Annotated in this window: 23 protein-coding genes and 1 pseudogene; 15 read left to right on the top strand and 9 right to left on the bottom strand. The window is 62.8% G+C overall.

What is annotated here, in order from left to right; translation table 11 throughout:
* From FY112_RS38025 to FY112_RS25850, 5 genes are all read left to right on the top strand, one after another.
* Positions 1 to 195: ABC transporter permease subunit (locus tag FY112_RS38025; protein ID WP_246700745.1), on the top strand; the 195-nt coding region annotated here is incomplete at its 5' end.
* Positions 192 to 1025, top strand: a complete 834-nt coding sequence (locus FY112_RS25865) for an ABC transporter permease (RefSeq protein WP_151519598.1) — start codon at positions 192 to 194, stop codon at positions 1023 to 1025. The genes FY112_RS38025 and FY112_RS25865, both read left to right, overlap by 4 nt.
* Entirely contained in the window at positions 1022 to 1813 is a 792-nt protein-coding gene (locus FY112_RS25860) for an ABC transporter ATP-binding protein (RefSeq protein WP_151519597.1), read from the top strand. The genes FY112_RS25865 and FY112_RS25860 overlap by 4 nt, the downstream gene beginning before the upstream one ends.
* On the top strand, positions 1810 to 2589 hold the full coding sequence (locus FY112_RS25855) for a dipeptide/oligopeptide/nickel ABC transporter ATP-binding protein (RefSeq protein ID WP_151519596.1): 780 nt from the start codon (positions 1810 to 1812) through the stop codon (positions 2587 to 2589). The genes FY112_RS25860 and FY112_RS25855 overlap by 4 nt, the downstream gene beginning before the upstream one ends.
* A gap of 11 nt (positions 2590 to 2600) precedes the next feature.
* A complete protein-coding gene (locus FY112_RS25850) occupies positions 2601 to 3695 on the top strand; it encodes an aminotransferase class V-fold PLP-dependent enzyme (protein WP_151519595.1) in 1095 nt (364 codons plus the stop codon).
* 60 nt (positions 3696 to 3755) lie between these two features.
* Here the strand turns inward: FY112_RS25850 and FY112_RS25845 are convergent, their stop codons facing one another.
* Both FY112_RS25845 and FY112_RS25840 read right to left on the bottom strand, forming a co-directional pair.
* A complete protein-coding gene (locus FY112_RS25845; RefSeq protein WP_151519594.1) occupies positions 3756 to 5159 on the bottom strand; it encodes an aminomethyl transferase family protein in 1404 nt (467 codons plus the stop codon).
* A gap of 52 nt (positions 5160 to 5211) precedes the next feature.
* Positions 5212 to 6087 carry a methylenetetrahydrofolate reductase gene (locus FY112_RS25840; protein ID WP_151519593.1) on the bottom strand — a complete coding sequence of 292 codons (876 nt, stop codon included), beginning with the start codon at positions 6085 to 6087 and terminating at the stop codon, positions 5212 to 5214.
* Positions 6088 to 6387: 300 nt separating this feature from the next.
* Between FY112_RS25840 and FY112_RS25835 the strand changes: the two genes are divergently transcribed.
* From FY112_RS25835 to FY112_RS38630, 8 genes and pseudogenes are all read left to right on the top strand, one after another.
* Entirely contained in the window at positions 6388 to 7140 is a 753-nt protein-coding gene (locus FY112_RS25835) for a GntR family transcriptional regulator (RefSeq protein ID WP_151519592.1), read from the top strand.
* Between the two features lie 114 nt (positions 7141 to 7254).
* A complete protein-coding gene (locus FY112_RS25830; RefSeq protein ID WP_003549244.1) occupies positions 7255 to 8433 on the top strand; it encodes an ABC transporter substrate-binding protein in 1179 nt (392 codons plus the stop codon).
* Positions 8434 to 8496: 63 nt separating this feature from the next.
* Positions 8497 to 9357: a branched-chain amino acid ABC transporter permease gene (locus tag FY112_RS25825; protein ID WP_151519591.1), complete on the top strand. Its 861-nt coding sequence runs from the start codon at positions 8497 to 8499 to the stop codon at positions 9355 to 9357.
* The gene (locus tag FY112_RS25820) at positions 9354 to 10400 is read left to right on the top strand and encodes a branched-chain amino acid ABC transporter permease (protein WP_151519590.1); all 1047 of its coding nucleotides are present in this window, start codon (positions 9354 to 9356) and stop codon (positions 10398 to 10400) included. Before FY112_RS25825 ends, FY112_RS25820 begins: the two co-directional genes overlap by 4 nt.
* Positions 10397 to 11146, top strand: coding sequence for an ABC transporter ATP-binding protein (locus FY112_RS25815; protein ID WP_029875323.1), 750 nt, complete (start codon positions 10397 to 10399; stop codon positions 11144 to 11146). Before FY112_RS25820 ends, FY112_RS25815 begins: the two co-directional genes overlap by 4 nt.
* A complete protein-coding gene (locus FY112_RS25810) occupies positions 11143 to 11868 on the top strand; it encodes an ABC transporter ATP-binding protein (RefSeq protein WP_029875322.1) in 726 nt (241 codons plus the stop codon). Before FY112_RS25815 ends, FY112_RS25810 begins: the two co-directional genes overlap by 4 nt.
* A 107-nt stretch (positions 11869 to 11975) precedes the next feature.
* Positions 11976 to 12839, top strand: a complete 864-nt coding sequence (locus FY112_RS25805) for a glycerophosphodiester phosphodiesterase family protein (protein ID WP_181018281.1) — start codon at positions 11976 to 11978, stop codon at positions 12837 to 12839.
* A gap of 129 nt (positions 12840 to 12968) precedes the next feature.
* A pseudogene (locus FY112_RS38630) lies at positions 12969 to 14623 on the top strand (GGDEF domain-containing protein).
* A 46-nt stretch (positions 14624 to 14669) separates the two neighbouring features.
* Here the strand turns inward: FY112_RS38630 and FY112_RS25795 are convergent.
* The 7 genes from FY112_RS25795 to FY112_RS25765 are packed head-to-tail and all read right to left on the bottom strand — an operon-like array spanning position 14670 to position 21854.
* On the bottom strand, positions 14670 to 15479 hold the full coding sequence (locus FY112_RS25795; protein WP_151519588.1) for an inositol monophosphatase family protein: 810 nt from the start codon (positions 15477 to 15479) through the stop codon (positions 14670 to 14672).
* The gene (locus tag FY112_RS25790) at positions 15479 to 16483 is read right to left on the bottom strand and encodes a LacI family DNA-binding transcriptional regulator (RefSeq protein WP_151519587.1); all 1005 of its coding nucleotides are present in this window, start codon (positions 16481 to 16483) and stop codon (positions 15479 to 15481) included. The genes FY112_RS25795 and FY112_RS25790 overlap by 1 nt, the downstream gene beginning before the upstream one ends.
* Positions 16467 to 17246, bottom strand: coding sequence for a glycerophosphodiester phosphodiesterase (locus FY112_RS25785; protein WP_151519586.1), 780 nt, complete (start codon positions 17244 to 17246; stop codon positions 16467 to 16469). Before FY112_RS25785 ends, FY112_RS25790 begins: the two co-directional genes overlap by 17 nt.
* Positions 17246 to 18301 carry an ABC transporter ATP-binding protein gene (locus FY112_RS25780; RefSeq protein ID WP_029874936.1) on the bottom strand — a complete coding sequence of 352 codons (1056 nt, stop codon included), beginning with the start codon at positions 18299 to 18301 and terminating at the stop codon, positions 17246 to 17248. The genes FY112_RS25785 and FY112_RS25780 overlap by 1 nt, the downstream gene beginning before the upstream one ends.
* The gene (locus tag FY112_RS25775; RefSeq protein ID WP_151519585.1) at positions 18301 to 19143 is read right to left on the bottom strand and encodes a carbohydrate ABC transporter permease; all 843 of its coding nucleotides are present in this window, start codon (positions 19141 to 19143) and stop codon (positions 18301 to 18303) included. Before FY112_RS25775 ends, FY112_RS25780 begins: the two co-directional genes overlap by 1 nt.
* A 2-nt stretch (positions 19144 to 19145) precedes the next feature.
* Positions 19146 to 20447 (bottom strand): sugar ABC transporter permease, encoded by a 1302-nt coding sequence (locus FY112_RS25770; protein WP_151519584.1) that lies wholly within the window; start codon positions 20445 to 20447, stop codon positions 19146 to 19148.
* Between the two features lie 60 nt (positions 20448 to 20507).
* Positions 20508 to 21854, bottom strand: coding sequence for an extracellular solute-binding protein (locus FY112_RS25765; protein WP_151519583.1), 1347 nt, complete (start codon positions 21852 to 21854; stop codon positions 20508 to 20510).
* A 248-nt stretch (positions 21855 to 22102) separates the two neighbouring features.
* On the opposite strand from FY112_RS25765, the gene FY112_RS25760 reads away from it, so the two are divergent.
* The gene (locus FY112_RS25760) at positions 22103 to 22561 is read left to right on the top strand and encodes a YbaK/EbsC family protein (RefSeq protein WP_003549231.1); all 459 of its coding nucleotides are present in this window, start codon (positions 22103 to 22105) and stop codon (positions 22559 to 22561) included.
* Between the two features lie 84 nt (positions 22562 to 22645).
* Positions 22646 to 23641, top strand: a complete 996-nt coding sequence (locus FY112_RS25755) for a Tim44 domain-containing protein (protein WP_151519582.1) — start codon at positions 22646 to 22648, stop codon at positions 23639 to 23641.
* The last annotated feature ends 17 nt before the right edge of the window (positions 23642 to 23658 follow it).

The raw sequence follows: 23658 nt of genomic DNA, 5'->3' as shown, positions 1-23658 counted from the left end.
GTGGTGATCGAGAGCATCTTTGCAATCCCGGGTTTCGGGCGGCTGGCACAGGAGGCGGTCAACGGCCGTGACGCGCCGTTGTTGATGGGCATCATCGTCACCAGCGCCGTCCTGGTCATCTCGGTCAATTTCCTCGTCGATCTCGTCTATGCCGCACTCGACCCGCGCATCGGCGCATCGGAGGGCGGCGCATGAGCTGGCTGCGGCGGCTGCTGCGCACGCCGGAAGGTGCTGCAGGATTTGCGATCCTTCTCGTCCTGCTTGTGGCCGGGCTGCTCGCTCCCGTTATTTCGCCGGGCGACCCGCTGAAAATTGCCGGCCGCGCCCTGCTGGCGCCGTTCGCCGATCCGGCTTTCCCGCTCGGCACCGACCGTCTCGGCCGCGACGTGTTGGCAGGCCTGCTCTATGGTGCCAGGACCTCGCTTGCCGTTAGCCTGGCGGCGGCGTTTGCGGCCATGGTGCTTGGGCTCTGCGTCGGCCTTGCGGCCGGTTTTGCCGGCGGGCTCGTCGACGAGGCGCTGATGCGGGTGGTCGACGCCTTCCAGATCGTGCCGGCTTTCCTGCTCGCTCTCGCTTTCGTCAGCACCATCGGCGTGTCGACGCCGGTTGTCGTCCTTGCCATCGCACTCGGCACCTGGGCCGATCCGGCGCGGTTGACGAGAGCGCAGGTGCTTGCGATCCGCGAGCAGGATTATGTCGCTTCGGCAAGGGTGATCGGCATGCATCCGGCCGAAATTGCTTTCCGGGAAATCCTGCCGAACGCGTTGCCGCCGGTGTTGGCGCTTTCGGCCACCATCGTCGCCGGTGCGATCCTCACCGAGGCAGCGCTTTCCTTCCTGGGTCTCGGCAACCCCAATATCGCCACCTGGGGTTCGATGATCGCAGAGGGCCGCAGCGTGTTGCGTTCGGCATCCTATCTCTCGGTCATACCGGGTGCGGCACTCGCCGTGACCGTGCTCGGCGTCCATCTCTTCAGCGAGGGTCTCGGCAAGGCGCTTGGTGACAATGGCGTGAGGGCGGCATGAGCGGGATTTTTTTGAGCCTGCGACAGCTTTCGGTCACCTATGGGGGCAGCAGCGGTGCAGCCGCGCTAGACCATATCGACCTTGATATCGTCGCCGGCGAAAGGCTGGCGATCATCGGCGAAAGCGGTTCCGGCAAGAGCACGCTTGCCCGCGCGCTTGCCGGTCTGCTGCCGGAGGGAACGAAGGTCGGCGGCGAGATACTCTGGCCCCGCCTTGGCCATCCGCCCCGCCCAGGCCGCGATTTCGGCTTCGTCTTCCAGGATCCGGGCTCCAGCCTCAATCCCGTTTTGACGATCGGCGAGCAGATCGCCGAGGGCGCCAGGCGCCATCTCGGCCTCAGCTGGAAACAGGCCTATGTCAGGGCCGAGGAATTGCTGGAGCGGGTACGGATACCGCAGCCTGATAAGGCGATGCGGGCCTTTCCGCATCAGCTCTCCGGCGGCCAGCGCCAGCGCGTGGCGATTGCGGCGGCCATTGCCGCGAGGCCGGCGCTGCTGATCGCCGACGAGGCGACCAGCGCGCTCGACGTCGTCGTCCAGGCCGAGATCGTCCGCCTGCTCGACGGGCTGGTGCGCGAGGATGGCATGACGCTGCTCTTCATCACCCACGACATCGCGCTTGCCTCCGGCTTCGTCGACCGCATCGCCGTCTTCCGCAATGCAAGGCTGGTCGAAGCAGGCCCCGTCCGTTCGGTGCTCTCTGCGCCGAAAAGCGACTATACCGCCGCCCTCATCGCCAGCCATCGCGACCTCGCGACGCCGCCGCTGATCGAAGAGGTGGCGTCATGAACGACGGGCTGCTTTCCATCGAAAACCTGTCGAAGGGGTTTTCCTCCTCCGGCCGTCGGGTTGCCGCCCTCGACAATGTCTCGCTGACCATCGCGGCCGGGGAAACGCTCGGCCTCGTCGGCGCCTCCGGTAGCGGGAAGTCGACGCTGTCGCGCATCCTGCTGCGGCTTGTTGCTGCCGATGCCGGCTCGATTCACTTCGAGGGCGCAGACTGGCTTGCGCTGAACGGCGCGCCTTTGCGCCGCCGGCGGGCGCGTATGCAGATGGTGTTTCAGGATCCGCTCGCCGCCTTCAATCCGTTGGCGAGCGTTGATGCAGTGCTCGACGATCCGCTTCGCATCCACGGCGTCGCAAAAGACCGGCGCCGCGGGGAGATCGTCGAGCTGCTGGAGCGTGTCGGCCTCACCGCCGATCACGCTGCCCGGCCGGTGCGTTCGCTCTCCGGCGGTCAGCGTCAGCGTGTGGCGATCGCGCGGGCGATTGCGACGCGGCCGTCGCTGCTGGTGCTCGATGAGGCGGTGTCGGCGCTCGATGTGACCGTGCGCGGCAGGATCCTGGAGCTTCTGGTCGATCTGCAGAAAGAACAGGGCATTGCCTGTCTGTTCATTTCGCACGATCTTGCCGTGGTCCGCGCCGTCTCCCACCGCATCGCCGTTATGGATGGCGGACGGATCGTCGAGACCGGACCGGCAGCGGCGGTCGTTGCCGCGCCGCAATCCGATGCCGCCCGCGCACTCGTTGCCGCCGTCCCCCGTCTCGTGACCGATCCTTGCTGAAGGAAGTGCCCATGTCCGATCTTGGTTGGAATCCCCTGCATGGCGTGCTCTCCTATCCCGCGGAGCGCTACGCCGTCCTTGCCGACAGGGTCGGCGGTATCTTGCGCAGCCGCAACGACATACTGCTGGTGCAGGCAGAAGCGGTGGTGGCGCTGGAGGCGGCGGCGGTCAGCCTTGTGCGCCCCGGCCTTTCAGCACTCAATATCATCACCAGCCCCTATGGCGGCTGGTTCGGGCAATGGCTGCGGCGAGGTGGCGCGACGGTCAAGGATGTTGTCGCCGAGCCGGGCCTGCCGATCGAGATCGAATCCGTTGCAAAAGCGCTCGACGCCGGTCCTCACATCGATGTGCTGGCGCTGGTTCATGCCGAATCCGCAAGCGGCATTCTCAACCCCCTGCCCGAAATACTGGCGCTTGCCCGGGCTCGCAACATCGTCACAGTTGTCGACGCAGTCGCCTCGGTCGGCGGCCATCAGCTCGACGTCGACGATCTCGGCATCGACATCGCGGTGATCGGCCCGCAGAAAGCGCTCGGCGGGCCGGCCGGCGTGTCCGCGCTCTCGGTCAGCCCTGGCGCCTGGGATCTGATCCTCAGAGACGGTGCACCGCGCGATTCGATCCTGTCGCTGGCCGATCTGAAGGCTTGGGTCGACGGTGGCCGGCATGGCCTGCCGGGAACGCCGGCGCCGCTGGAATTCTTCGCACTGGAGGCGGCGCTCGACCGGATCGAGGCCGAGGGCATGGAGAATATCGTCGCCCGCCATGTGCTGGCGGCATCGGCGACACGGGCGGGGCTTGCCGCACTCGGAGCCCCGGCCTGGGTGCCGGCAGCAAAGGCTTCGAACCTGGTGACGGCCGTACCGGTGCCGGAGGCGCTGGCGCCTGCCGCGCTGATCGCCACCGCCGGGCAGCTCGGGGTCGAGCTGAGCGAAGGCGTCGGAACCGCGCCGGCCCGTCTCCTGCGGCTGAACCATACTGGGCCGCGCGCTGCATTCCAGACGGTACTCTCGAATGTCGTGGCGTATGGCGCGGCCCTCAGGCAGGCCGGCCATCCCTCGGACATAGCCGCCGCTTCGGAGGCGATATCCGCAGCCTACCGATCCTGAGAGGATGCTCTCAGGAGCGGGAAAGCGGCATCGGCGAATCCGCTTTCAGGGCGCCCTTGCTTACGCCGTCTGCCGGGTGCGCCAGCTGTCGGCATAGGCCTCGCGCGCATCGCGAGCATAAGGAACCGGCGCGACCTTGACGCGGATCTCAAGCTGCTTGTGACGTTCGACGGTGGTCTTACGGGTCCCACCGTCCGGTTCGCCCCAGACGAGGGTCAGCACGTCGCCGACCTCCACATCGGGCTCGACCGTACCGAGTGAAAGCATGGTGCGTTCGTTGTGGCTGTAGCCTGAGAACATCGACAAGCCGATCGTCCGGCCGTTCTTCAGCACCTTGTCGTAGCTGGACGAAGCATAGTTCGACAGTGGCAGATCGATATACTTGTAGTTATCGGCGGAGGGGTCGAACAGCGATTGGAAGACTTTGGCGACATCGTCCTGGTTCCAGGCAAATGTCACCTTCCTGCGATGCGGCTTGTCGGCAATCTTTTCGAGCGCCGCGCGGCCGATGAAGTCGTGATCGAACTTGACGAACGGGCCATAGCCGAGTTCGTACGGGGTCAGGTAATAGTCCTCGATATTGTCGGAGACGAAGCTGCCGCCGATCGAGCCGGTCGCTTCATAGCTGTCGGCGCCCAGCCATTCGCGGAAGGATTTCATGCGCTCGTCGGTATACACCGCCGGCAGCGGCGACGGAATCCAGCCGGATTCCAGCGTGTTGGTCGCATAGGCGCGGGCACCGACCTGGCGCAGGCCGAATTCTTCGCCCGCTTCCAGGATGACGTTGCGGATCTCGTCACCTTCTTCATAGGGTCCGAAAATCTCGAGGCCGGGGGCGCCTGACATGCCGTGGCGCAGCGTGCGCACGCGGCGCCCGCCGATGTTCATCGTATCCATGTTGAAGAACTTGACGTCGGCGAGCGGTCCGCCGTTGACCTTTTCGAGGATCTTCCAGGCGTTCGGTCCCTGGATCTGGTAGCGGTACCGCCGGCGCACGACCGGTTTGCCGCCGGGGCGCGATGGTGACCGGTCGTCGCGGTCGAGCTTCACGTCGTAGCCGCCGGTCTGCCCGTGGAACTCTACCCAGTTGATCGTCGGTGCGCGGCCGACGATGAGATACTGGCTTTCGGCAAGATGGAAAAGAATGACATCGCCGATGACGTGGCCGCTATGGCTGACCGGCACGAACTGCTTGGCGCGATTGACCGGGAAATTGGCGAAGCTGTTGATGCCGAGATGCGAGATGAGCTTCAGCGCATCCGGCCCCTCGATCATCAGTTCGGCCATATGGTGCGACTGGTCGAAGAGCACGGCGGTTTCGCGCCAGGCGCGCTGCTCGTCGCGCCAGTTGCTGAATTCCGGCGGTACGACAGGATAGATATAGGCGCCGATCTGCGAATTGCGGAGCATGTCCACCGTGTCGCCGGCGGCATTCAGCTTCTGCTCGAGGCTCTGTTTCGTCATGATATTCCTCCCATTGAAAAGATGCTTGTCGAGGCCTTGCGGCCGGTTTCAGTCAGCGATCCACCTGCTGCTCTGCCCAGCGGATGGATTGGGCCGGATCGCCGAAGGTGAAGAAATGCACGCCGCTGATGCCGAGATCCGGTTCGGCGGCCCGTGCTGCGGCAATCTCCATCAGCAACTCTTCCGGTGTTTCGCCCGAAAGTACGTTGCGGGCGATCTCGCTTCTTTCGCGCAGCGCCCGCAAGGATGCACCGACGCCGCAGCGAAGCGCGTATTTGAGAAGCTTTGTGCGGCTGGCCGGCCCGGCGATGCCGACGCTCAGCGGCGCCGTCACGCCCCGTTCGCGAAGCCGCCTTGCAAAGTTCAGGAGCGGTTTCGGATCGAACAGGAACTGGCTCACCAATAACACATCGAGCCCCGCACGTGCAGCCGCATCGATCTTTGCCGTCAGTGCCGCATCGAGGATGGCGCCGGCGATCCGGGGATGCCCTTCCGGGTAACAGGCGATGGCGATCCGGTCGATGCCATATGCCTGAAAGAGCCCTGTTTCGATCAGTTCCAGGCTGGAGCCGAAGGCTCCGGCGGCATCGTCGCGATCACCGCCGAGGACGAGCGTATGGCGGACGCCGGCCTCCTCAGAAAGCCGGGCAAGCATAGTGTCGAGTTCCAGGCGGTTTCGGATGTTGCGGGCGACGATGTGGGGAATCGGCATGAAACCGGCATCTCTCAGCCCCGCCGCGGCCCTTACCAGAAGGCCGATGTCCTCCTTCGGAAGATGGGCGATGAAGACCTCGCAACCCTGCGGCAGGGTGGCCGTCATGCTCTCCAGCGACTGGAGGTCCCGCGACGTCACCTCGATGGAATAATGCGAGAGAAGATCGGCAAGCGGCGCCTCCTCCCGGCTCTCGCTTTGCGGCGCAATCATCATAAGCCTCTCTCCTCACCCTGTGGGATTTATATGTGTCCAGGCTGTATACAATGATAGGCCGAAATTTGTGCCGTCATCAAGTGACATAACGAATATTGCGAAAAAATACCAAAATATAGTCATATCGATAACCATCTGGATATGAAATGATGTGGCATTGATCATGTAATAATCACTTGACAGGCGTTGGTATACACGTCGTACTCTTTTCGAAAAGGAATGGGGAATATCGTCCGCGACACGTGAAGGCCCAAGCGCCCGAATAGGCCGCGGACCGCAAATTTCGGGATGGAACGGGAGATGGTTGCGGAAAAGAGAACCGTGGATCGCAAGCGCGACAGCCAGGCCTTGAAAGGCCTTCTTGGCGTGCGTGATCTCGTGCTCGGCGGCGGAGTCTCGCCGGGCGAACGTCTTTCGGAAGTCTGGCTCGCCGAAAAGCTCGGCATTTCGCGCACACCGCTGCGCGCCGCGCTTGCGCGTCTCGAACAGGAAGGCCTGCTCGAGCAGATCCCCTCCGGCGGTTACGCCGTGCGCGGTTTCACCACCGCGGATGTTTTCGACGCCATCGAGCTGCGTGGTGTGCTTGAGGGCACGGCGGCGCGTCTCGCCGCCGAACGCGGTGTCACGCCAGCCAAGCTCAAGGCGATCAAGGGTCTGATCCTCGAGCTCGACAAATGCTTTCGCGATCGGCCGGAGGACATGCTGTTTGACCAGTATGTCGAGCTCAATGCGGAATTTCATTCCATGCTCGCCGGTCTTGCGGGCAGCGAGATGATGCGGCGCGAGGTGGAACGGGCGACGCAACTGCCCTTTGCCTCGCCGAGCGCTTTTCTGGAAAAGCAGGAGGACGTGCTCGCCTTCCGCCTGTCGCTCGTGCATGCGCAGCGTCAGCACCGCGACATCGTTTCGGCGATCGAGATGCGTGAAGGCACCCGCGCCGAGGCGCTGGCGCGGGAACATGCGCGCCTTGCGAAGCACAATCTGGAATTCGTCATGGAAGAGGATCGCAGCCTGATCACCCGCGTTCCGGGATTGACACTGATATCGACGTGAGACGCGGCCGGCGATCGAGGGCGAGGAGGCCCCCGGCTGACCGACGAGAATGCCGATTGGAGAAAGAGGAGGCCGGCGGATCGCGCAGATCGCCGGTAAAAGGAGGAGAAAGCCGTGATTGCCAGAAGAAGTCTGATCGCCCTGTCCGCGGGGCTTGTCATGTCGGCCGGCCTTGGCCTGCCGTCCTATGCCGAGGATACATTCAAGGTAGGTCTCATCCTGCCGATGACCGGCCCCTTCGCATCGACCGGCCGCCAGGTGGAGGCCGGCGCCAAAGCCTATATCGCTGCGCATGGCGACACCGTCGCCGGTAAGAAGATCGAACTCGTGGTGCGCGACGATGCCGGCACCGCCGACCAGACCCGCCGTATCGCCCAGGAACTGATCGTCAACGACAAGGTCAATACGCTTGCCGGCTTCGGACTGACGCCGCTGGCGCTTTCCGTCGCGCCCGTGATCACGCAGGCCAAGGTGCCCGCCGTGGTCATGGCCGCCGCCACCTCATCAATCACCCAGGCATCGGAATATTTCATCCGCACCAGCGGCACCCTGCCGCAATATTCGGTGCCGGTCGCGCGCTGGGCGCATGAAAACAATATCAAGAAGGTCGTAACCCTCGTGACCGATTACGGCCCGGGCATCGATGCGGAAACCTGGTTCACCAAGGAGTTCAAGGCAAAGGGCGGTGAGGTCGTCGAGGCCGTGCGCATTCCCCTGCAGAATCCGGATTTCGCGCCTTTCCTGCAGCGTGTGCGCGACGCCAAGCCGGATGCGGTCTTCGTGTTCCTGCCATCCGGTGTCGGCTCGCTGTTCATGAAGCAGTTCGTCGACCGCGGCCTTGCCGAAGCGGGCATCAAGCTGATCGGAACCGGTGACATTACCGACGACGATATCCTGAACGGCATGGGCAAGCCTGCGCTCGGCACCATCACCGCGCATTTCTATGCGGCTGCGCACGACAGCCCTGAGAACGCCGAATTCGTCAAGGCCTTCAAGGCCGCCAACAACAATATGCGCCCGAACTTCATGGCGATGGGCGGTTATGACGGCATGCATGCCATCTATGCCGCGCTCGAAGCCACCAAGGGAGATGCGGACGGTGCGGCGCTGATCAAGGCGATGAAGGGCCTTGCCTGGACGAGCCCGCGCGGGCCGATCTCCATCGATCCGCAGACCCGCGATATCATCCAGAATATCTATATGCGTGAAGTCAAGGACGTGAACGGCGAACTGCAGAACGTCGAATTTGCGACCTACAAGGATGTGAAGGACCCGGTCAAGGCCGGCCAGTAAGCTTTACGATAAGATGCGGCGGAGGCAGCTCCGCCGCTTTACTCCTGGAAAGTCGGGTTTGTCATGCTGACTATTCTGTTCGACGGTATCGCCTATGGAATGCTGCTGTTCATTCTCGCCTGCGGATTGACCATCACGCTTGGATTGATGAATTTCATCAACCTCGCCCATGGCGCTTTCGCCATGGCGGGCGGCTACATCACCGTCGTCCTGATGAACAGCTATGGCGTTTCCTTCTATTGGTGTTTGCCGATCGCCTTCCTCGCAGTCGCGCTTGCCGGCCTGGTTCTGGAGCGCCTGCTCTACCGGCATCTCTATTCCAAGCCGCATCTTGACCAGGTGCTGTTTTCCGTCGGCCTGGTCTTCATGTCGATCGCCGGCGCCTATTATTTCATGGGCGGCCAACAGCAGATGATCCAGCTGCCACAGGAGCTCTCCGGCCGCTGGGATCTCTACGGCGTTGGCATCGGCCGCTACCGCCTCTTCATCATCCTTGTCTGCATCCTTCTGACGATCACGCTGCAGCTCCTGCTGACGAAAACCCGTTTCGGCAGCCAGCTGCGTGCCGCTGTCGATGACGGACGGGTCGCCCGCGGGCTCGGCATCAATGTCTCGGCGGTCTTCGCGCTGACCTTCGCCGTCGGCTCGGGCCTTGCCGGCCTCGGCGGCGCGATGGGCACCGAGATTCTCGGGCTCGATCCGAATTTTCCGCTGAAATTCATGATCTACTTCCTGATCGTGGTGACCGTCGGCGGTACCTCCTCGATAACTGGGCCGTTTCTTGCCGCCCTCCTGCTCGGCGTCGCCGATGTCGCGGGCAAATATTACGTGCCTGAGATCGGCGCCTTCGTCATCTACGGCGTCATGGTCGCCGTGCTACTCCTGCGTCCGCATGGGCTGTTCTCGCGGGAGGGTGGCCGATGAGCGACGCGCGCAGCGAGGCGAGAAAGCGCGCCGTCGAACAGCTTCGCCGCGGCAATGCCTGGCGGCTCTATGAGATCGTCCTCTGGATTGCGGCGGTCGCTGCCATCTTCGTGCTGCCTTCGAAGATGCTGCTGCTCACCGAAATCGCCATCACCGCGCTATTTGCCTTATCCCTCGATCTGGTGCTCGGCTACGCCGGCATCGTTTCGCTCGGTCATGCCGCCTTCTTCGGCCTCGGCGCCTATGCTGCAGGTCTCTTTGCCAAATATGCCATCGCCGAACCCGTCACCGGCCTCTTCGCCGCAGCCGCGGTCTCCGGCCTTGCCGGCTTCGGAGCGAGCTTCCTCGTCCTTCGCGGCTCGGATCTCACGCGGCTGATGACGACGCTCGGCATTGCCTTGATGCTCGCCGAACTCGCCAACCAGATGGCATGGGTGACGGGCGGCGCGGATGGCCTCAGCGGCGTCACCATCGGGCCGATCCTAGGCCTTTTCGAGTTCGACCTCTGGGGCCGCACCGGCTATGTCTACAGCCTTGCTGCACTCTTCATCCTGACATTTGTTGCACGGCATCTGGTGAATTCCTCCTTCGGCCTGTCGCTGAGGGCGATCAAGGCCAATCCGATGCGTGCCGCGATGGTCGCCATTCCGGCGAGGAACCGGATCATCGCCATCTATACGATCGCCGCCGCTTATGCCGGCATTGCCGGCGCACTGTTGACGCATACGACGAGTTTCGTTTCGCCCGATGTCCTCGCCTTCCATCGTTCGGCGGATGTGCTTCTGGTCCTGGTCATCGGCGGCGTCGGTTATCTCTATGGCGGCATCATCGGCGCGGTCATCTTCACCGTGCTGCGCGACTGGCTCTCCGTCTCCACGCCGCAATACTGGATGTTCTGGATCGGCTTGATCCTGATCGCCATTGTGCTCGTTGGCCGCGAGCGCATCGCCCGCTGGCACACATTTTTGCCGGCCTCGCTGCAGGCCGGCATCAAGCGGCTGGCGACATGGCGGCCTGGCGTGAAGCTGAAAGAAAGCCGATGACCGTCGCCCTTGAAACCCGCAACCTCGTCAAGCGTTTCGGCGGCTTCACCGCCACCAACGATGTCTCGCTGACGATCGAAAGCGGCGCACGTCATGCGCTGATCGGCCCGAACGGTGCCGGCAAGACCACACTGATCAATCTGCTGACTGGGGCATTGAAGCCGACCTCCGGACAGGTGATCGTCGACGGCGAGGATATCACCGGCCTTTCCTCGCACAGGCGCGTGCGGCGCGGTATCGCCCGCACGTTCCAGATCAACCAGCTCTTTTCGGGCTTTACGCCGCTGGAATCGGTTCTGCTGGCGATCAATGAGCGGGACGGTTTTGGCCGCTCCGCCTGGCGCCCGCTGGCAGCCCATCTGGATGCGACCGATGAGGCAGTGGACCTCTTGGAGCGTTTTGGCCTTTCCGGCGTCATGGGCGAGAAGACCGGCCGGATTGCCTATGGCAAGCAGCGGCTTCTTGAAATCGCGCTTGCCTTCGCGAGCCGGCCGCGGGTGCTGCTGCTCGACGAGCCGGCGGCCGGCGTCGCCGAAGAAGAGCGCAGCGAGGTGCTCGCCATTGTCCGCAGCCTGCCCGCCGAGGTGACGGTGGTGCTCATCGAACATGACATGGATCTCGTCTTCTCCTTTGCCGACCGCATTTCGGTTCTGGTCGCAGGTGCTGTGATGGTCGAGGGAACGGTCGGCGAGATCGCCGCCGATCCGCGCGTCAAGGCGGTCTATCTCGGGGAGGATGGGGCATGACGGCGCTTTTGCGGATCGACAGGCTCGTTTCCGGCTACGGCGAGGCCCGGGTTCTCGGCGGAGTGAGTTTCGAGCTCGATGAAGGCCGGTCGCTGTCGCTGCTCGGCCGCAATGGTGCGGGCAAGACGACGCTGGTCGACACGATCATCGGCGTCACCACCCATCATTCCGGAACGATCAGCTTTGCCGGCGCCGATCTGACGCGCACGCGGCCGGAACGACGGGCCGCCGCCGGCATCGGCTGGGTGCCGCAGGAGCGCAACATCTTCAGGTCGCTCACCGTCGAGGAGAACCTGACGGCGATTGCCCGCCCCGGTCCATGGTCGGTCGAGCGCGTCTATTCGATGTTCCCCCGGTTGAAGGAGCGGCGCTTCAATCGCGGCAACCAGCTTTCCGGCGGCGAGCAGCAGATGCTGGCGCTCGGACGGGCGCTGATGCTCAATCCGAGGCTTCTGCTGCTCGACGAGCCGCTCGAAGGACTGGCGCCGATCATCGTCGACGAACTGCTGGCGGCGCTCCGGAAGATCATCGACGGCGAAGGCATGTCGGCAATCATCATCGAGCAGAAGGCGCGCAAGATCCTGCCGCTGACCGATCGCACCGTGGTTCTGGAGCGTGGCCTTGTCAGCTACGCCGGCGAGAGCGCGCCCTTGCTGGCCGACAGCCAGATGTTCGACAGGTATCTGGCGCTCGGCGACCATAAGGCCGCCAACCCGATTTAGGCCCGGCCTGACGAAAACTTTCCGGAACCTCGATGAAAGCCGTATTCGGCCCTTGATAATCACGGCTCGTCAAGGCAGGAAAGTGGCATCGCGGAGACTTGGTGCAGATGACGAGATTGCTGGATGCGCAGGGCCTGGAGATTTCGCATGAGGGGCATCGGATCCGCCTGAAATGGCACCGCTTGCGCAAGCAGTTTGCCGATCCGCTGTTCTCAGCCGACGTGATGGCGGAGGGCTTTGCGGCGGGCGCTTCGATGGAACTCGATCTGCGCGTGCGCGCCGATGGTGGTTTCGTCGTGCTGCACGACAAGGAACTCGAAGGCGAGACGACAGGACATGGACCGGTCGCCGAAAAGAGCGTCAGTGACCTTAGCGATATCAGGATGCTAGAGGGCGACCGGCCGCTGATCCTCAGCGAGGATCTGGCTGCCATGATGCAATCGACGCATCCAGCCGCATTGCTGCAATTCGACATGAAGGACGGCTACGAAGCGATCGGCGCCAGGGGCGTCGCGCATCTGGCCACGCATTTCCGCGATATCGCCGCCTCGGTGATCGTCAGCGGCGACAGTCTCGACCTCATCGTCGCGGTCAAGGAGAAGCTTCCACATCTCCTGCGCGGCATCGATCCGACCGACAAGCTCTACGATATCAGGATGGCCAAGGGCTGGAAGGCGGTCGAGACGGAATTGCGCGCTGACCTCAGCGGCCCGACCGAACCGGACACGATCTATCTGCACTGGCCGCTGATCCTTGATGCCGCCAGTGCGGGGCTGGATATGATCGCGCTCTGCCAGGACGAAGGCAAACGTGTCGATGCCTGGACCTTCACTCTGAAGGATCCGGAGGGCGGCTTCAGCGAAGAGGAATGGCAAAGCTTTTCGGCGCTGATGGCCCTGAAGCCGGACCAGATCACCACCGACGAGGCGCCGGCGACCGAACGCGCCTGGCGCCGCCGCATGGTGGTTTAACCGGCGAGCGTTGGAGCATCATTTCGAAAGGTGTGAGCCGCTTTCGATACCCTGGTTCTGGGTTTGTCGCCTGTTTTTTGCAGTTTGCATCATTTTAAACTTCTGATGCTATCCGTAGCCAGCAGACAAATGTTGGTGTTCGATATGCAAGTTGTTGATACTAAAGCAATTGCGCAACAAGCACATTCCAGCTTGCAGGAAGCGTGGCATCTTGGGTGCACGGGCCGGTCGGTTGAGGCACTCACACTGGCCGGCGAAATTCTTGCTGATGCCAAGGCGCGAGGCGACGATCGGCTCGCCGCGCAATGCGACACCGACATTGCCTGGTACTGCTTTCAGATCGGCAAGGCCGAACTTGGACTGACGCATGTCCGCCGGGCGGTAGACTTCTGGAAATTGAGCGGGGAGCGCAAACAGGAATCCTGTGCCCGGGCCTATTCCGGGTGGTTGCTCTTGGAACTGGGCCTGCCCGAGGAAGCGATCGAAGAAGCCACCCGCGCGTTGGATCTGGCCGACAAGACCGCAGACTTGAAAGCTCAAAGCCTGGCGACCAACGTCATTGGAATTATCTTCTGGTACAACAAACAGCCCGACCGGGCCATCTTGATGAGTGAGCGGTCCGTCGAACTCGCCAGATCGATCGGCAACAAGACCTACGAATGCTGGTGGCTCATCAATCTCGGCGGCGCTCATTCGGAAGGCGGATATATCGCGGAGGCGCTCGGCCAGCCGGGGAAGGACGCCAGATGCTGGTGAGAGCGCTGGAACTGACCGAACAGGCGCTCGACATTGCAACTGAGACCGGTGACAGCTGGGCTGCTCGCATCTGTCTCGGCAATAAAGCCGAATTCCACAGCCACCTGGGCGAACATGACAAGGCGCTCCAGTGCATGGACTGCTACCGGCTATTTCAAGAGAACAGCTATGTCAGGGACAGGCAGCAATATCTCTACACTTTGGGCCAGATCTACAACAATTCCGGAAAATTCGCGGAAGCCCTGTCGCCGCTCCTCGAGGCGACGGAGCTGATCGACGACGGCGGCAGTTTCGATTCCTGTATCCAGATCTATCTTTATCTGTCGCAGGCCTATGAGGGGCTGGGACAGTTCGATCCGGCGCTGGCGGCACATAAGAAATACCACCAGGCCTATTTGCGCAATAGCGCTGAGAGAACCCAGCAGCGCGCACGTCTCGCCGAGATCTACTATGAAACCAGGCGGTTCAAGGAAGTTGCCGAAACGGAGACGAAGCGCGCAGAAACGCTGGAGGCCTCCTATCAGAAATTGCAGGAGCAAACCGATATCCTTGCCAGCGCCGTCTATCTGGACACGCTGACCGGGCTCTATAACCGCAAATATCTCGACAGCCGCTTTAAGGAACTGACGTCTGAGAAGCGTCCATATTCCATCGCGATGCTGGATGTCGACCACTTCAAGTCGATCAACGACCACTTCTCTCACATGATCGGCGACCGGGTCCTGAGTACCATTGGGGCCATATTGCGCAGCCAGTTGCGAATTACCGATCAGGCAGTTCGCTTTGGCGGCGAGGAATTCGTCGTCCTGCTCGCCGGCGCTCCCCGAGGCGCCGCCGATCTCTGCGAAAAGCTGCGTTCGGCCATTGAACAGTGGGACTGGTCCGAGATCTGCAACGGGCTGCACGTCACGATCAGCATAGGTAGTGCCAGTACCCTGTCTGCCAAGTCTCCGAACGAGATTTTAGCGATCGCCGATCAGAATCTCTATGCGGCGAAAAACAGCGGTCGCAATCGCGTTGTTTCGTAGCGCTCGCAGTTCCCCAATCGGGGTCGCGTCTCTGGGAACGGTGTATCTATAGCCCCTCGATGTCGAGGATAAAGGCGAATTCGCCGGCAAGCCCCGGCGAATGGGCGATGACAGGCCCGCCTTGCGCAAGCAGCTTGTCGACCGGCGGCATCGCCACCATCGCGCCGGCCTCTTCGGCGATCAGCGCGCCGGCGAGCATGTCCCAGGCATTGAGATGGCGTTCGTAATAGAGATCGGCAGCCCCCTCGGCGACGCGGACGAGGTCGATGGCGGCAGCACCCATGCGGCGATAGTCCATGCCGCGTTCGTGGAGCCGCCGCGAGAGCGCGAGATGGTCATCGAAGCTCGTCTTGCGGGAATGGCCGAGAATGACAAGCGCATTGGCCGGATCGACGGTCGCAGCCGCATGCACCGAAAGCCCGTCCTTGAAGGCGCCACCGCCGCGGACGGCGTGAAAGACTTTGTCTCCGGCGGCGTCGTAGACCACGCCGATCTCGACCTTGCCGCCGACGACGAAGGCGATCGAGACGCCCCAGTGCCGGAAGCCTCTGATATAGTTGGTCGTGCCGTCGATCGGATCGACGACCCAGGTGCCGCCCTCGCCCGATCGTCCGCCGCTCTCCTCGCCCATGAAAGTGTCATCCGGAAAGCGCGAGAGCAGCCCCTCGCGGATCGCCTGCTCGGCCCTCCTGTCGGCGATGGTGACGAAATCCTGCAATCCCTTGTTCTCGACGGCAAGCGAGCCGGGGGCAGAGTCGCGCCGAAACCGGGCCGTTTCCCGCCCGACCTCGAGGGCAACGGTGATCGCGGCCTCCGCCCGTGCGCGGATGGCGGCGGCATCGAATGCGGAATTCATCAGGCAGTCCTTCTTCTGATCAGTGTCACAGGCGTGAATTCGACACGCGCCGTCAGGTCCGGCTCGACGATGCGGCTCATCAGCAGGTCGACCGTCTTTTCGGCCTGGAGGTCGCAGGGTTGGCGGATGGTCGTGAGATCGTAGGCGGTCCAGCTCGCCTGAGGAATGTCGTCATGGCCGATGATGGAGAGCGGCGGCGCATCATCGCGGCCGCGGCCCTGCATGACGCGGTCGATGACGCCGCAGGCCATGTAGTCGTTGGCGCAAAACAGCCCGTCTATGCCGGATGCGGCAAGGTCGGCTGCCGCATCATAGCCGCTCCGGTAGTCGTTGATTCTGACCTGCAGGAACTGCGCCTCGACGCCGAGCTGCTTGCAGCGCGCGATGAAGGCCTCGCTGCGCCGTCGAGCCGTGTAAGATATGGCAGGGGCGGCCATCACGGCGGGCCTTCGCGCGCCGCTGTCGATCAGGTGGGTGGCGGCGAGATGGCCGGCCATGCGATCATCGGAGATGATGCGGTCGACGAAGGGAATGTCATTGCCCTTGTTGATCAGCACGATCGGCACGCCCTCGGCGGCGCATTGCTCGCAGATCTCGGTCGGCGGCGCGTCCGAGGTGACGATGACGCCTGAAACGGCGTAATGCAGCAACTGGCCGATGACCGTCGAGGTATCGGCCTCCGGCGAGGTCGGCAGCAGGATGGGGCGGAAATTGCGGGCAAGCAGCACTCTTGCCAGATTCTCGATCTGCAGCGTGCGGAACGGATTGTCGAGGCCGGCGGCGACCAGGCCGACAAGATCGGAGCGTTTGTTGGTGAGGCTTCGGGCAAGATAATTCACCCGGTAGCCGAGTTCCTTGGCCGCCTGATAGACCTTCTCGCGCGTCTTCGGCGAGACACTGGCATCCGGCGTGAAGGCGCGCGACACGGCCGCGCGCGAGACGCCGGCCACACGCGCCACGTCGAAGGAGGTTACCTTGCGCGGTCCCTTATCCTTGTCTGCCAACTGCTTTTTCCTTGACCGCCGATGGCCGCATCAGATCGGGCAGATCCGTGCAGATGCCGAGAACCGGAAGCTTCATGAGGTCATCGAGAATGGCCGGCCGTTCCTCATGCCAGAGCACGATCTCGCGGCCCGCATCGAAGGCGCGGCGCAACAGCGCGTCGCTCACCAGATCCTGCGGACGTTCGCCGGCCCTCTCCCAGCATAGATGCAGGATATCGGCGCCGGCCTCGTCGCCGAGCGTGTGCGGATCGTGGCCGACCCGGATCAGCACCGAAAGCGGAAAATCGCAGGCCGCGTCGCGGAGCTCGCGCACCTGAGCCGTATCGAAGGAACCGAGACAGGCGAAACGCTGGTTCATCTCGGCAAGGTGCCGCCAACAAAGCAAGCCGGTTCCGGGCGCTTTGAGTTCGACGTAGAGACCGGTTCCGGTCTCGCGGCCGAGAGCGGCCACCTCCGAAAAACTCGGCACGTCGACGCCGTCGAGCCCTGCAAGCTCCGCCGCCGTCATCTCGGAAATGCGGCGGTCGATGCCGAAGACGCGCTCGAGGTGATCGTCATGCGAGACGACGACCACGCCGTCCTTGGTCAGCTGCGTGTCGAGCTCCCACATTTCAGCGCCGAGTTCCGCGGCGCGGCGGAAGGCGGCGATCGTGTTCTCGCGTTCATGGCCGCTGGCGCCGCGATGGCCGATGCAGAAGGGAAGCCGGCCCTTGCCCGATGGCCAGCCGTAATGCTCGAAAAATGCCGAGAAATCGCGGGTCATCAGAGCCTCCTGCCATTTTCGTCGAAGATGAACACGCCGCGGCTGTCGATCGCCCAGCGGACGTCGTCGCCCACATGGATATCGCTGCGCACCGGCTGGATCGAGCGCAGCAGCGGTCCGCCGGCAAGAGCCACGTCGTAGAGGTTCTCGCGACCCTGTGTTTCGGCAAAGGTGACCTTGCCCGGCACGGCGATGTCGCCTGCCGGCGTAAAATGCTCCGGCCGGACGCCGAGCATCAGCTTCGTGCCCTCGGCGGCACCGACAGAATCCGGCAGCGGCACGCGGATCTCGCTTTGCGGGATGATGAAGGCGCCCTTGTCCACGACGCCGCGCAGGAAGGTGATCGGCGGATTGCCGAGAAAGCCGGCGACGAAGGCGGTCTTCGGATCATTGTACATTTCGGCCGGCGTGGCGATCTGGACGATCTCGCCTTCCTTCATGATGGCGATGCGGTCGCACATGCTCATCGCCTCCACCTGGTCGTGGGTGACGAGAATGGCGGTGATGCCGGTTTCGCGTTGCAGGCGGCGGATTTCCGAGCGCATTTCGAGGCGCAGCTTGGCGTCGAGATTGGCGAGCGGCTCGTCGAGCAGCAGCACATCGGGCTTGCGGATCAGCGCGCGGGCCAGGGCCACGCGCTGCTGCTGGCCGCCGGAAAGCTCGGCCGGCCTGCGGCCCATCAGGTTGCCGATCTGAACGAGGGCGGCGATGCGGTCGACTTCCTTGCGGATCTCGGCGGCCGGCATGCCCTTCACCTTCAGCGGAAAGCCGATGTTCTCGGTAACCGTCATGTGCGGATAGAGCGCATAGGACTGGAAAACGACGCCGACATTGCGGGCCTGGCTCGGCAGGTCCGTGACGTCGCGGTCGCCGAAGAGGATGCGCCCGCCGCTCGGCCGGTGGATGCCGCAGACGGAAAACAGCGTCGTCGATTTGCCGCAGCCGGAAGGGCCGAGCAGCGCCAGCATCTCGCCGTTGCCGACTTCGAGCGTCATGTTCTCGATGACCTTGGTGGAGCCGAAGCTCTTCGAAAAATTGTCGAGGAGGATGCGCATCAGCCTTTGCTCCCGCCGCCATAGATGTTCATGAGATATTTGTTGAAGAGCGCGTAAACGATCAGCACCGGAACGAGATAGAAGACGCCGACCGCTTTGAACATGTTGAAATCATAGTTGTTGTCGTCGGCGAGGAATGCCGCGAGATAGACCGAAAGCACCTGCACCTGATTACCGGGCGCCAGCACTTGCGGCAGAATGAACTCGCCCCAGCCGGAGAGGAAAGAGAAGAGGCCGAGCGCCATGATCCCGGGCTTGACCTGCGGCAGCACGAGGCTGCGCCAGACCCGGAAGCGCGAGGCGCCGTCGACGACACCGGCCATTTCGATTTCCCACGGCACTGTGTCGTAGAAGCCCTTCATCAGCCAGATGCCGAGCGGCAGGTCGATTGCCGCCTTCACCAGGATGACGCCGATCAGCGAATTGTAGAGCCCGATCATCTGCAGCACGATGAAGATGGCGATGATCAGCGTCACCGACGGGAAGGCATGCAGCACCATGACGCCGGCAAGGAAGAAGCCGCGCGCCGGCACATTCAGCCGCGAAAGCACATAGCCTGCCATCGACGAGACGATGAGCACGACGCTGGTCGTGCAGGTGGCGAAAAGCAGCGTGTTGAGCGTCACCTGCCAGATGTTTGCCTTGCCCTCCGTCGTCTGCCAGAGGAATCGCCAGTGACTAAGCGTCAAGCCCGAAGGCAGCAGCGCGTCCGCCTGCTTCACCGTCACGGTGTCGAGGAAGAGATAGACATACATCAGCAGCAGCGGCAGGCTGACGATAGTCAGCGCCGTTATGACAGGCCAGCTGCGGTAATTTGCCGAAGGCTGCGATCGTTCGGCCATGGTCAATCCTCGATCAAGGGCTTGGCGACAAGCGTGCCGTAGTTGAAGACGCGTAGATAGAGGAGCGACAGCATCACGCCGATGACGACGAGCACCAAGGCCATGGCGGCACCCAACCCGTATTCGAGGTTGCCGGCATAATTCCTCAGCGCAGTGTGATAGGCCGATAGCGCCCAGACCTCGGTCGCATTGCCCGGTCCGCCATTGGTGGCAAGCAGGATTTCATTGAAGGAGGCAAGCAGCGACAGCGTCTGGTAGCAGGTGACGAAGAGGATCGGCCAGCGCATCTGCGGCAGGATGATGTAGCGGATCTGCTGCCAGCGCGAGGCGCCGTCGACCTCGCTCGCATAGAACTGGCTCTTCGGAATGGCCTTCATCGCCGAAGAAAATACCAGCATGCCCATCGAGGCGCCGATGAAGCCGTTGATCAGCACGACGAAGAACCAGGCGTTATAGGCGTTGTCGAGAAGGTAGTTCTTTGGCGGATAGCCGAACTTGCCCATCAGGATCGAAATGAACCCGGTGTCCCAGGCGAGCCACTTCCATAGCATCACGTAGATGACGACGGGGGTGATGCGCGGCAAGAGCCAGATTCCGCGGAAGATCGAGGCCGGCGTCGGCGGCATGTAATGCGTCCAGATCGCCAGCAGCAGCGCATAACCGACATTGAACAGCATCAGCACCAGCGCGACGTAGAGCACGGTATTCAAGAGGACGCGCGCCATGTCGGGTGAGGTGGTCATGCGCGAGAAATTGTCGGTCGTCCAGACCCAGCCGGTATAAGTGGCCTTGGCGACCGTTTCCTTTTGCTCGGGTGTGAGTTTGAACCCCAGACTGTCCAGTGCCGAAAAGAGCTGTTCCTTGCTGTCGAAGCGGGTGTTGAGGACTGAGCGGTTGAATTGTTCGGAAATCTGTTTGACGTCGCGCGTCGAAGGCCGGTCGGCGAGATCCTTGAGCATGCGCTCGACGTCGCGGCGCGCCGTGAACACCTCACCTGCATGTTTGGCGCGCAATTCCCCAGCAATCCCCGGCGCAAGCCCGAGTCCTTCGACGGCCTTGAGGCCCGCCTCGTCGATCGTGTAGCGCGGTTCGGCCATCTCGGCGGCAATGTCCGGTATTGCCGATTTTAGCGCAATCATGGAGTTGGGTGCGATCTGATAGACACCGCCGGAAATACCGGTCGCCGTCGTCATGCTGGTCATCGAAAAGACCGCCGTCAGAACGACCGGCATCAGGAAGAAAAGAACGATCATGATCGCCGCAGGCGCGATCATCACCAGTCCGAGCGTTCTGGACGATTTCATGGAAGCCTCCTCGCGGACCGACCGGGCAGCGTTGCCGCCGCCCGGAAGAGTGCTTCGATCTTAGCGGATGACGATCTTGTCGCCGAGCGTGCTCTTCAGCTCGCTCTCTGCATCACCGACCGCGGCATCGACGGTCTTGGCGCCGGTCCAGGACGCTTCGAGGTTCTTCCACATGATGTTCCAATATTTGCCGAAATCGGAATTGTTCGGCATCGCATTGGCATGCGGTAGCAGGCGCTCGGTGGCTTCGCGCGTCCAGCGGTCGGCCGAATAGAAGTCGACCGTGGCTTCCGACTTGGAGATGCCGAGATGGGCCGATTTGACCGCATGCAGCGCGTTGGTGCGCGGCTCGGAGGCGATCTTGACCAACTGGGCGGCGATCTCGGTGTCTTCCTGGTCGTGACCTGCGGTCAGCAGGTAGACGAGCGGATGGGTCAGCGTGTTGGCCTTGCCGCCTTCGCCGGCGGGGATCAGCGTGAAGATCACGTTGCCGAAGAAGTCCTTCAGGCCTTCCTGGTTGACGAGGCGGGCATAGTGCCATGTGCCGCCGTCCCAGATGCCGGCCTTGCCGGTGGCGACTTCCTTCCACCACTGGTCGCCCGGCATGCCGATGTGGTTCTTCTTGGTAACACCGGTCTTCACGGCGTCGGCGAAGAACTGATAGGTGCGGGTCATCGCGGCCTTGTCGAAAACGAGCTTGCCGCCTTCTTCCATCGTGCCGCCGAAGCTGGTGTAGAACTGCCAGTAATCAGGGCCGTTGCTGGTGCGCGGATAAAAACCGTAGCCGGCCTGAACGAGGCCCTTGTCCTGCATCTTCTTGGCGTCTTCGAGCAGGTTCTTCATGGTGTACTTGCCGTCCTGGACGCTCTGCGGCAGCGCATCCAGATCAGCGTCGCTGTAGCCGATCGCCTTCATGTAAGGCTTCCAGAAGAACATCGGACGGGATTCGGCGTCCTGCGGGATGCCGTAGACGGTGCCGTTATAGGACGCGATCTGCAACAGGTTTTCATAGATGTCGCTGAGCGGCCAAGAGTCGAGATCGACATAATCCTCGATCGGAACGATCAGCCCGGCCTGCGACCAGGGCGCGATGTCTTCATGGCCGCTGACGACGATATTCGGAGCGGTCTTGGCTTCGGCGGCGAGGGTCAGCGCCTGCTTGAAGTCCTCCCAGGCCGAATAAGGCTTCTTCTCGACGGTGATCTTCAGCTCTTCGCCCTTGAGGGCGGCTTCGCGCTGCAGCTGCTGGGCTGCGATCTCGATGGCGTCGAGGCGATAGACGTCGTTCGGGCCGGTACCGCCGGCCCAGACGCTGATATGAACGTCCTTGGCGAGTGCAATTGCGGAGGTCGAAGCCAGGATGGCGGCTGCGACGGCAAGCGATTTCAATGTCGGCAAAATGGTCATCTTCTTCATCTCCCTGGAAGAGCAGTGTGAGGCCTCTTGACGGGTCATCACTGTTGCGTGACGGCCGTTCCGAAAACCCCGCGAAAACGTGGCGTATCCCGCTCTAGGGGTTGAACGTAACGGCCGAATGACAAAATTGAGCACGTGTGCAAATTATTATGACGATGTCCGCACGACTTGCAAGCGGCGGTTTTTGACAGGCGTCTTTTACGCTTCAAATTGCGTATTTCCTGGGCTAGCATCGCGTCATGAGCCTTGAATCCGTCCGCGCCTTCCTCAGCGCCCACGCACCCGATATCGAAATCATCGAAACCGCCGAGAGCTCCTCGACGGTGGCGCTTGCCGCCGAAGCCCATGGCGTCGAGCCGGCCCAGATCGCCAAGACGATCTGCCTGCGTGTCGGCGAGCAGATGATGCTGGTCGTTGCCGGCGGCACGGCACGGCTCGACAATCGCAAGTTCAAGGACACGTTCGGAGCCAAGGGGCGAATGCTCGATGCCGAAGAGGTTGTGGCCGTCACCAGCCATCCGGTCGGCGGCGTCTGCCCCTTCGGCCTGCCCTCGCCGTTGCCCATCTATTGCGATATCTCGCTGAAACGCTTCGATGAAGTCGTGCCGGCCGCCGGCTCGACGAACTCGGCCGTGCGCATCGAAACCGGACGGCTGGCGGAGCTGACCGGCGCCAGCTGGGTCGATGTCTGCCAGTAATGGCGGCGAAGAGCTTCACACGGCGGAAAGAGTCCCTATATTACATCTCGACATGCCGTGATTGCGCATGACAGGAGATCAGGAATGCCGAGTGCCGTTTCGCGTTTTGCCAAGATCGCGGCCATTGCCGCTCTGACGAGCGCTACCGTTTTTGCTTCCCTTGACGATGCCGAGGCGCGCCGCGCCGGCAGCGGCGGTTTCGGAAGCCGCGGCACGCGCACCTTCCAGGCTCCGCCGGTCACAAGCACCGCACCTGGGACTGCAGCACCGATCGAACGGTCGATGACGCCGCGTTCGCAGACCACGGCACCTGCTGCCGCGCAACAGCCCCTCGGCGCTCAGCGCCCCGGTTTCTTCGGCGGCTTCGGCCGTTCGATGATCGGCGGCCTGATTGCCGGCGGCCTTCTCGGCATGCTGCTCGGTCACGGTTTCGGCGGCGGCTTCGGCTTGCTCGGCATGCTGTTGCAGATCGCGCTGATCGGCGGCGCCGTCATGCTCGCCATGCGTTATTTCGCCAACCGCCGCCAGCCTTCCTACGGCGTCGGAGGCCAGAGCCGGTCCTATAACATGTCGCCCACGAATAATTCGTCCTTCCAGATCCCGACGATCGGTTCGGGGGGCGGTTTCGGCGGGCAGTCGCGCGGCAATCGGCCGAGCGACGAGATCGGGCTGGCGCAGGCCGATCTCGATCAGTTCGAGGAACTGCTGACCCAAGTGCAGACCGCTTACGGTGCCGAGGATTACGGCACCTTGCGCCGGCTGACGACGCCCGAGGCGATGTCCTATCTCGCCGAGGAGCTTGGCGAAAACGCCACCAACGGCGTGCGCAACAGCGTCTCCGACGTCAAGCTGCTGCAGGGCGATATCGCCGAGGCCTGGCGCGAGGAAGGCCAGGAATATGCGACGCTCGCCATGCGTTATTCCTCGATCGACGCGATGGTCGAACGTGACAGCGGCCGCGTCGTTTCCGGCGACGACCGCCGTCCGAGCGAAAGCACCGAGGTTTGGACCTTCGTGCGCAAGTCCGGCGCCGACTGGAAGCTTGCGGCGATCCAGGGTGCCGAGCAACGCGCCGCCTGAGGCGACGCGTCACGTCG

The organism is Rhizobium sp. PEPV16, from assembly GCF_008919455.1.
GTDB classification, from domain to species: domain Bacteria; phylum Pseudomonadota; class Alphaproteobacteria; order Rhizobiales; family Rhizobiaceae; genus Rhizobium; species Rhizobium leguminosarum_Q.
This window is presented reverse-complemented; position numbering and strand designations above follow the sequence as displayed.

Excerpts from the sequence above, each read along its gene's own strand:
- FY112_RS25865 (WP_151519598.1), top strand. The coding sequence starts at position 192 with ATGAGCTGGCTGCGGCGGCTGCTGCGCACGCCGGAAGGTGCTGCAGGA.
- FY112_RS25860 (WP_151519597.1), top strand. The coding sequence starts at position 1,022 with ATGAGCGGGATTTTTTTGAGCCTGCGACAGCTTTCGGTCACCTATGGG.
- FY112_RS25855 (WP_151519596.1), top strand. The coding sequence starts at position 1,810 with ATGAACGACGGGCTGCTTTCCATCGAAAACCTGTCGAAGGGGTTTTCC.
- FY112_RS25850 (WP_151519595.1), top strand. The coding sequence starts at position 2,601 with ATGTCCGATCTTGGTTGGAATCCCCTGCATGGCGTGCTCTCCTATCCC.
- FY112_RS25845 (WP_151519594.1), bottom strand. The coding sequence starts at position 5,159 with ATGACGAAACAGAGCCTCGAGCAGAAGCTGAATGCCGCCGGCGACACG.
- FY112_RS25840 (WP_151519593.1), bottom strand. The coding sequence starts at position 6,087 with ATGATGATTGCGCCGCAAAGCGAGAGCCGGGAGGAGGCGCCGCTTGCC.
- FY112_RS25835 (WP_151519592.1), top strand. The coding sequence starts at position 6,388 with ATGGTTGCGGAAAAGAGAACCGTGGATCGCAAGCGCGACAGCCAGGCC.
- FY112_RS25825 (WP_151519591.1), top strand. The coding sequence starts at position 8,497 with ATGCTGACTATTCTGTTCGACGGTATCGCCTATGGAATGCTGCTGTTC.
- FY112_RS25820 (WP_151519590.1), top strand. The coding sequence starts at position 9,354 with ATGAGCGACGCGCGCAGCGAGGCGAGAAAGCGCGCCGTCGAACAGCTT.
- FY112_RS25815 (WP_029875323.1), top strand. The coding sequence starts at position 10,397 with ATGACCGTCGCCCTTGAAACCCGCAACCTCGTCAAGCGTTTCGGCGGC.
- FY112_RS25810 (WP_029875322.1), top strand. The coding sequence starts at position 11,143 with ATGACGGCGCTTTTGCGGATCGACAGGCTCGTTTCCGGCTACGGCGAG.
- FY112_RS25805 (WP_181018281.1), top strand. The coding sequence starts at position 11,976 with ATGACGAGATTGCTGGATGCGCAGGGCCTGGAGATTTCGCATGAGGGG.
- FY112_RS25795 (WP_151519588.1), bottom strand. The coding sequence starts at position 15,479 with ATGAATTCCGCATTCGATGCCGCCGCCATCCGCGCACGGGCGGAGGCC.
- FY112_RS25785 (WP_151519586.1), bottom strand. The coding sequence starts at position 17,246 with ATGACCCGCGATTTCTCGGCATTTTTCGAGCATTACGGCTGGCCATCG.
- FY112_RS25780 (WP_029874936.1), bottom strand. The coding sequence starts at position 18,301 with ATGCGCATCCTCCTCGACAATTTTTCGAAGAGCTTCGGCTCCACCAAG.
- FY112_RS25775 (WP_151519585.1), bottom strand. The coding sequence starts at position 19,143 with ATGGCCGAACGATCGCAGCCTTCGGCAAATTACCGCAGCTGGCCTGTC.
- FY112_RS25770 (WP_151519584.1), bottom strand. The coding sequence starts at position 20,447 with ATGAAATCGTCCAGAACGCTCGGACTGGTGATGATCGCGCCTGCGGCG.
- FY112_RS25765 (WP_151519583.1), bottom strand. The coding sequence starts at position 21,854 with ATGACCATTTTGCCGACATTGAAATCGCTTGCCGTCGCAGCCGCCATC.
- FY112_RS25760 (WP_003549231.1), top strand. The coding sequence starts at position 22,103 with ATGAGCCTTGAATCCGTCCGCGCCTTCCTCAGCGCCCACGCACCCGAT.
- FY112_RS25755 (WP_151519582.1), top strand. The coding sequence starts at position 22,646 with ATGCCGAGTGCCGTTTCGCGTTTTGCCAAGATCGCGGCCATTGCCGCT.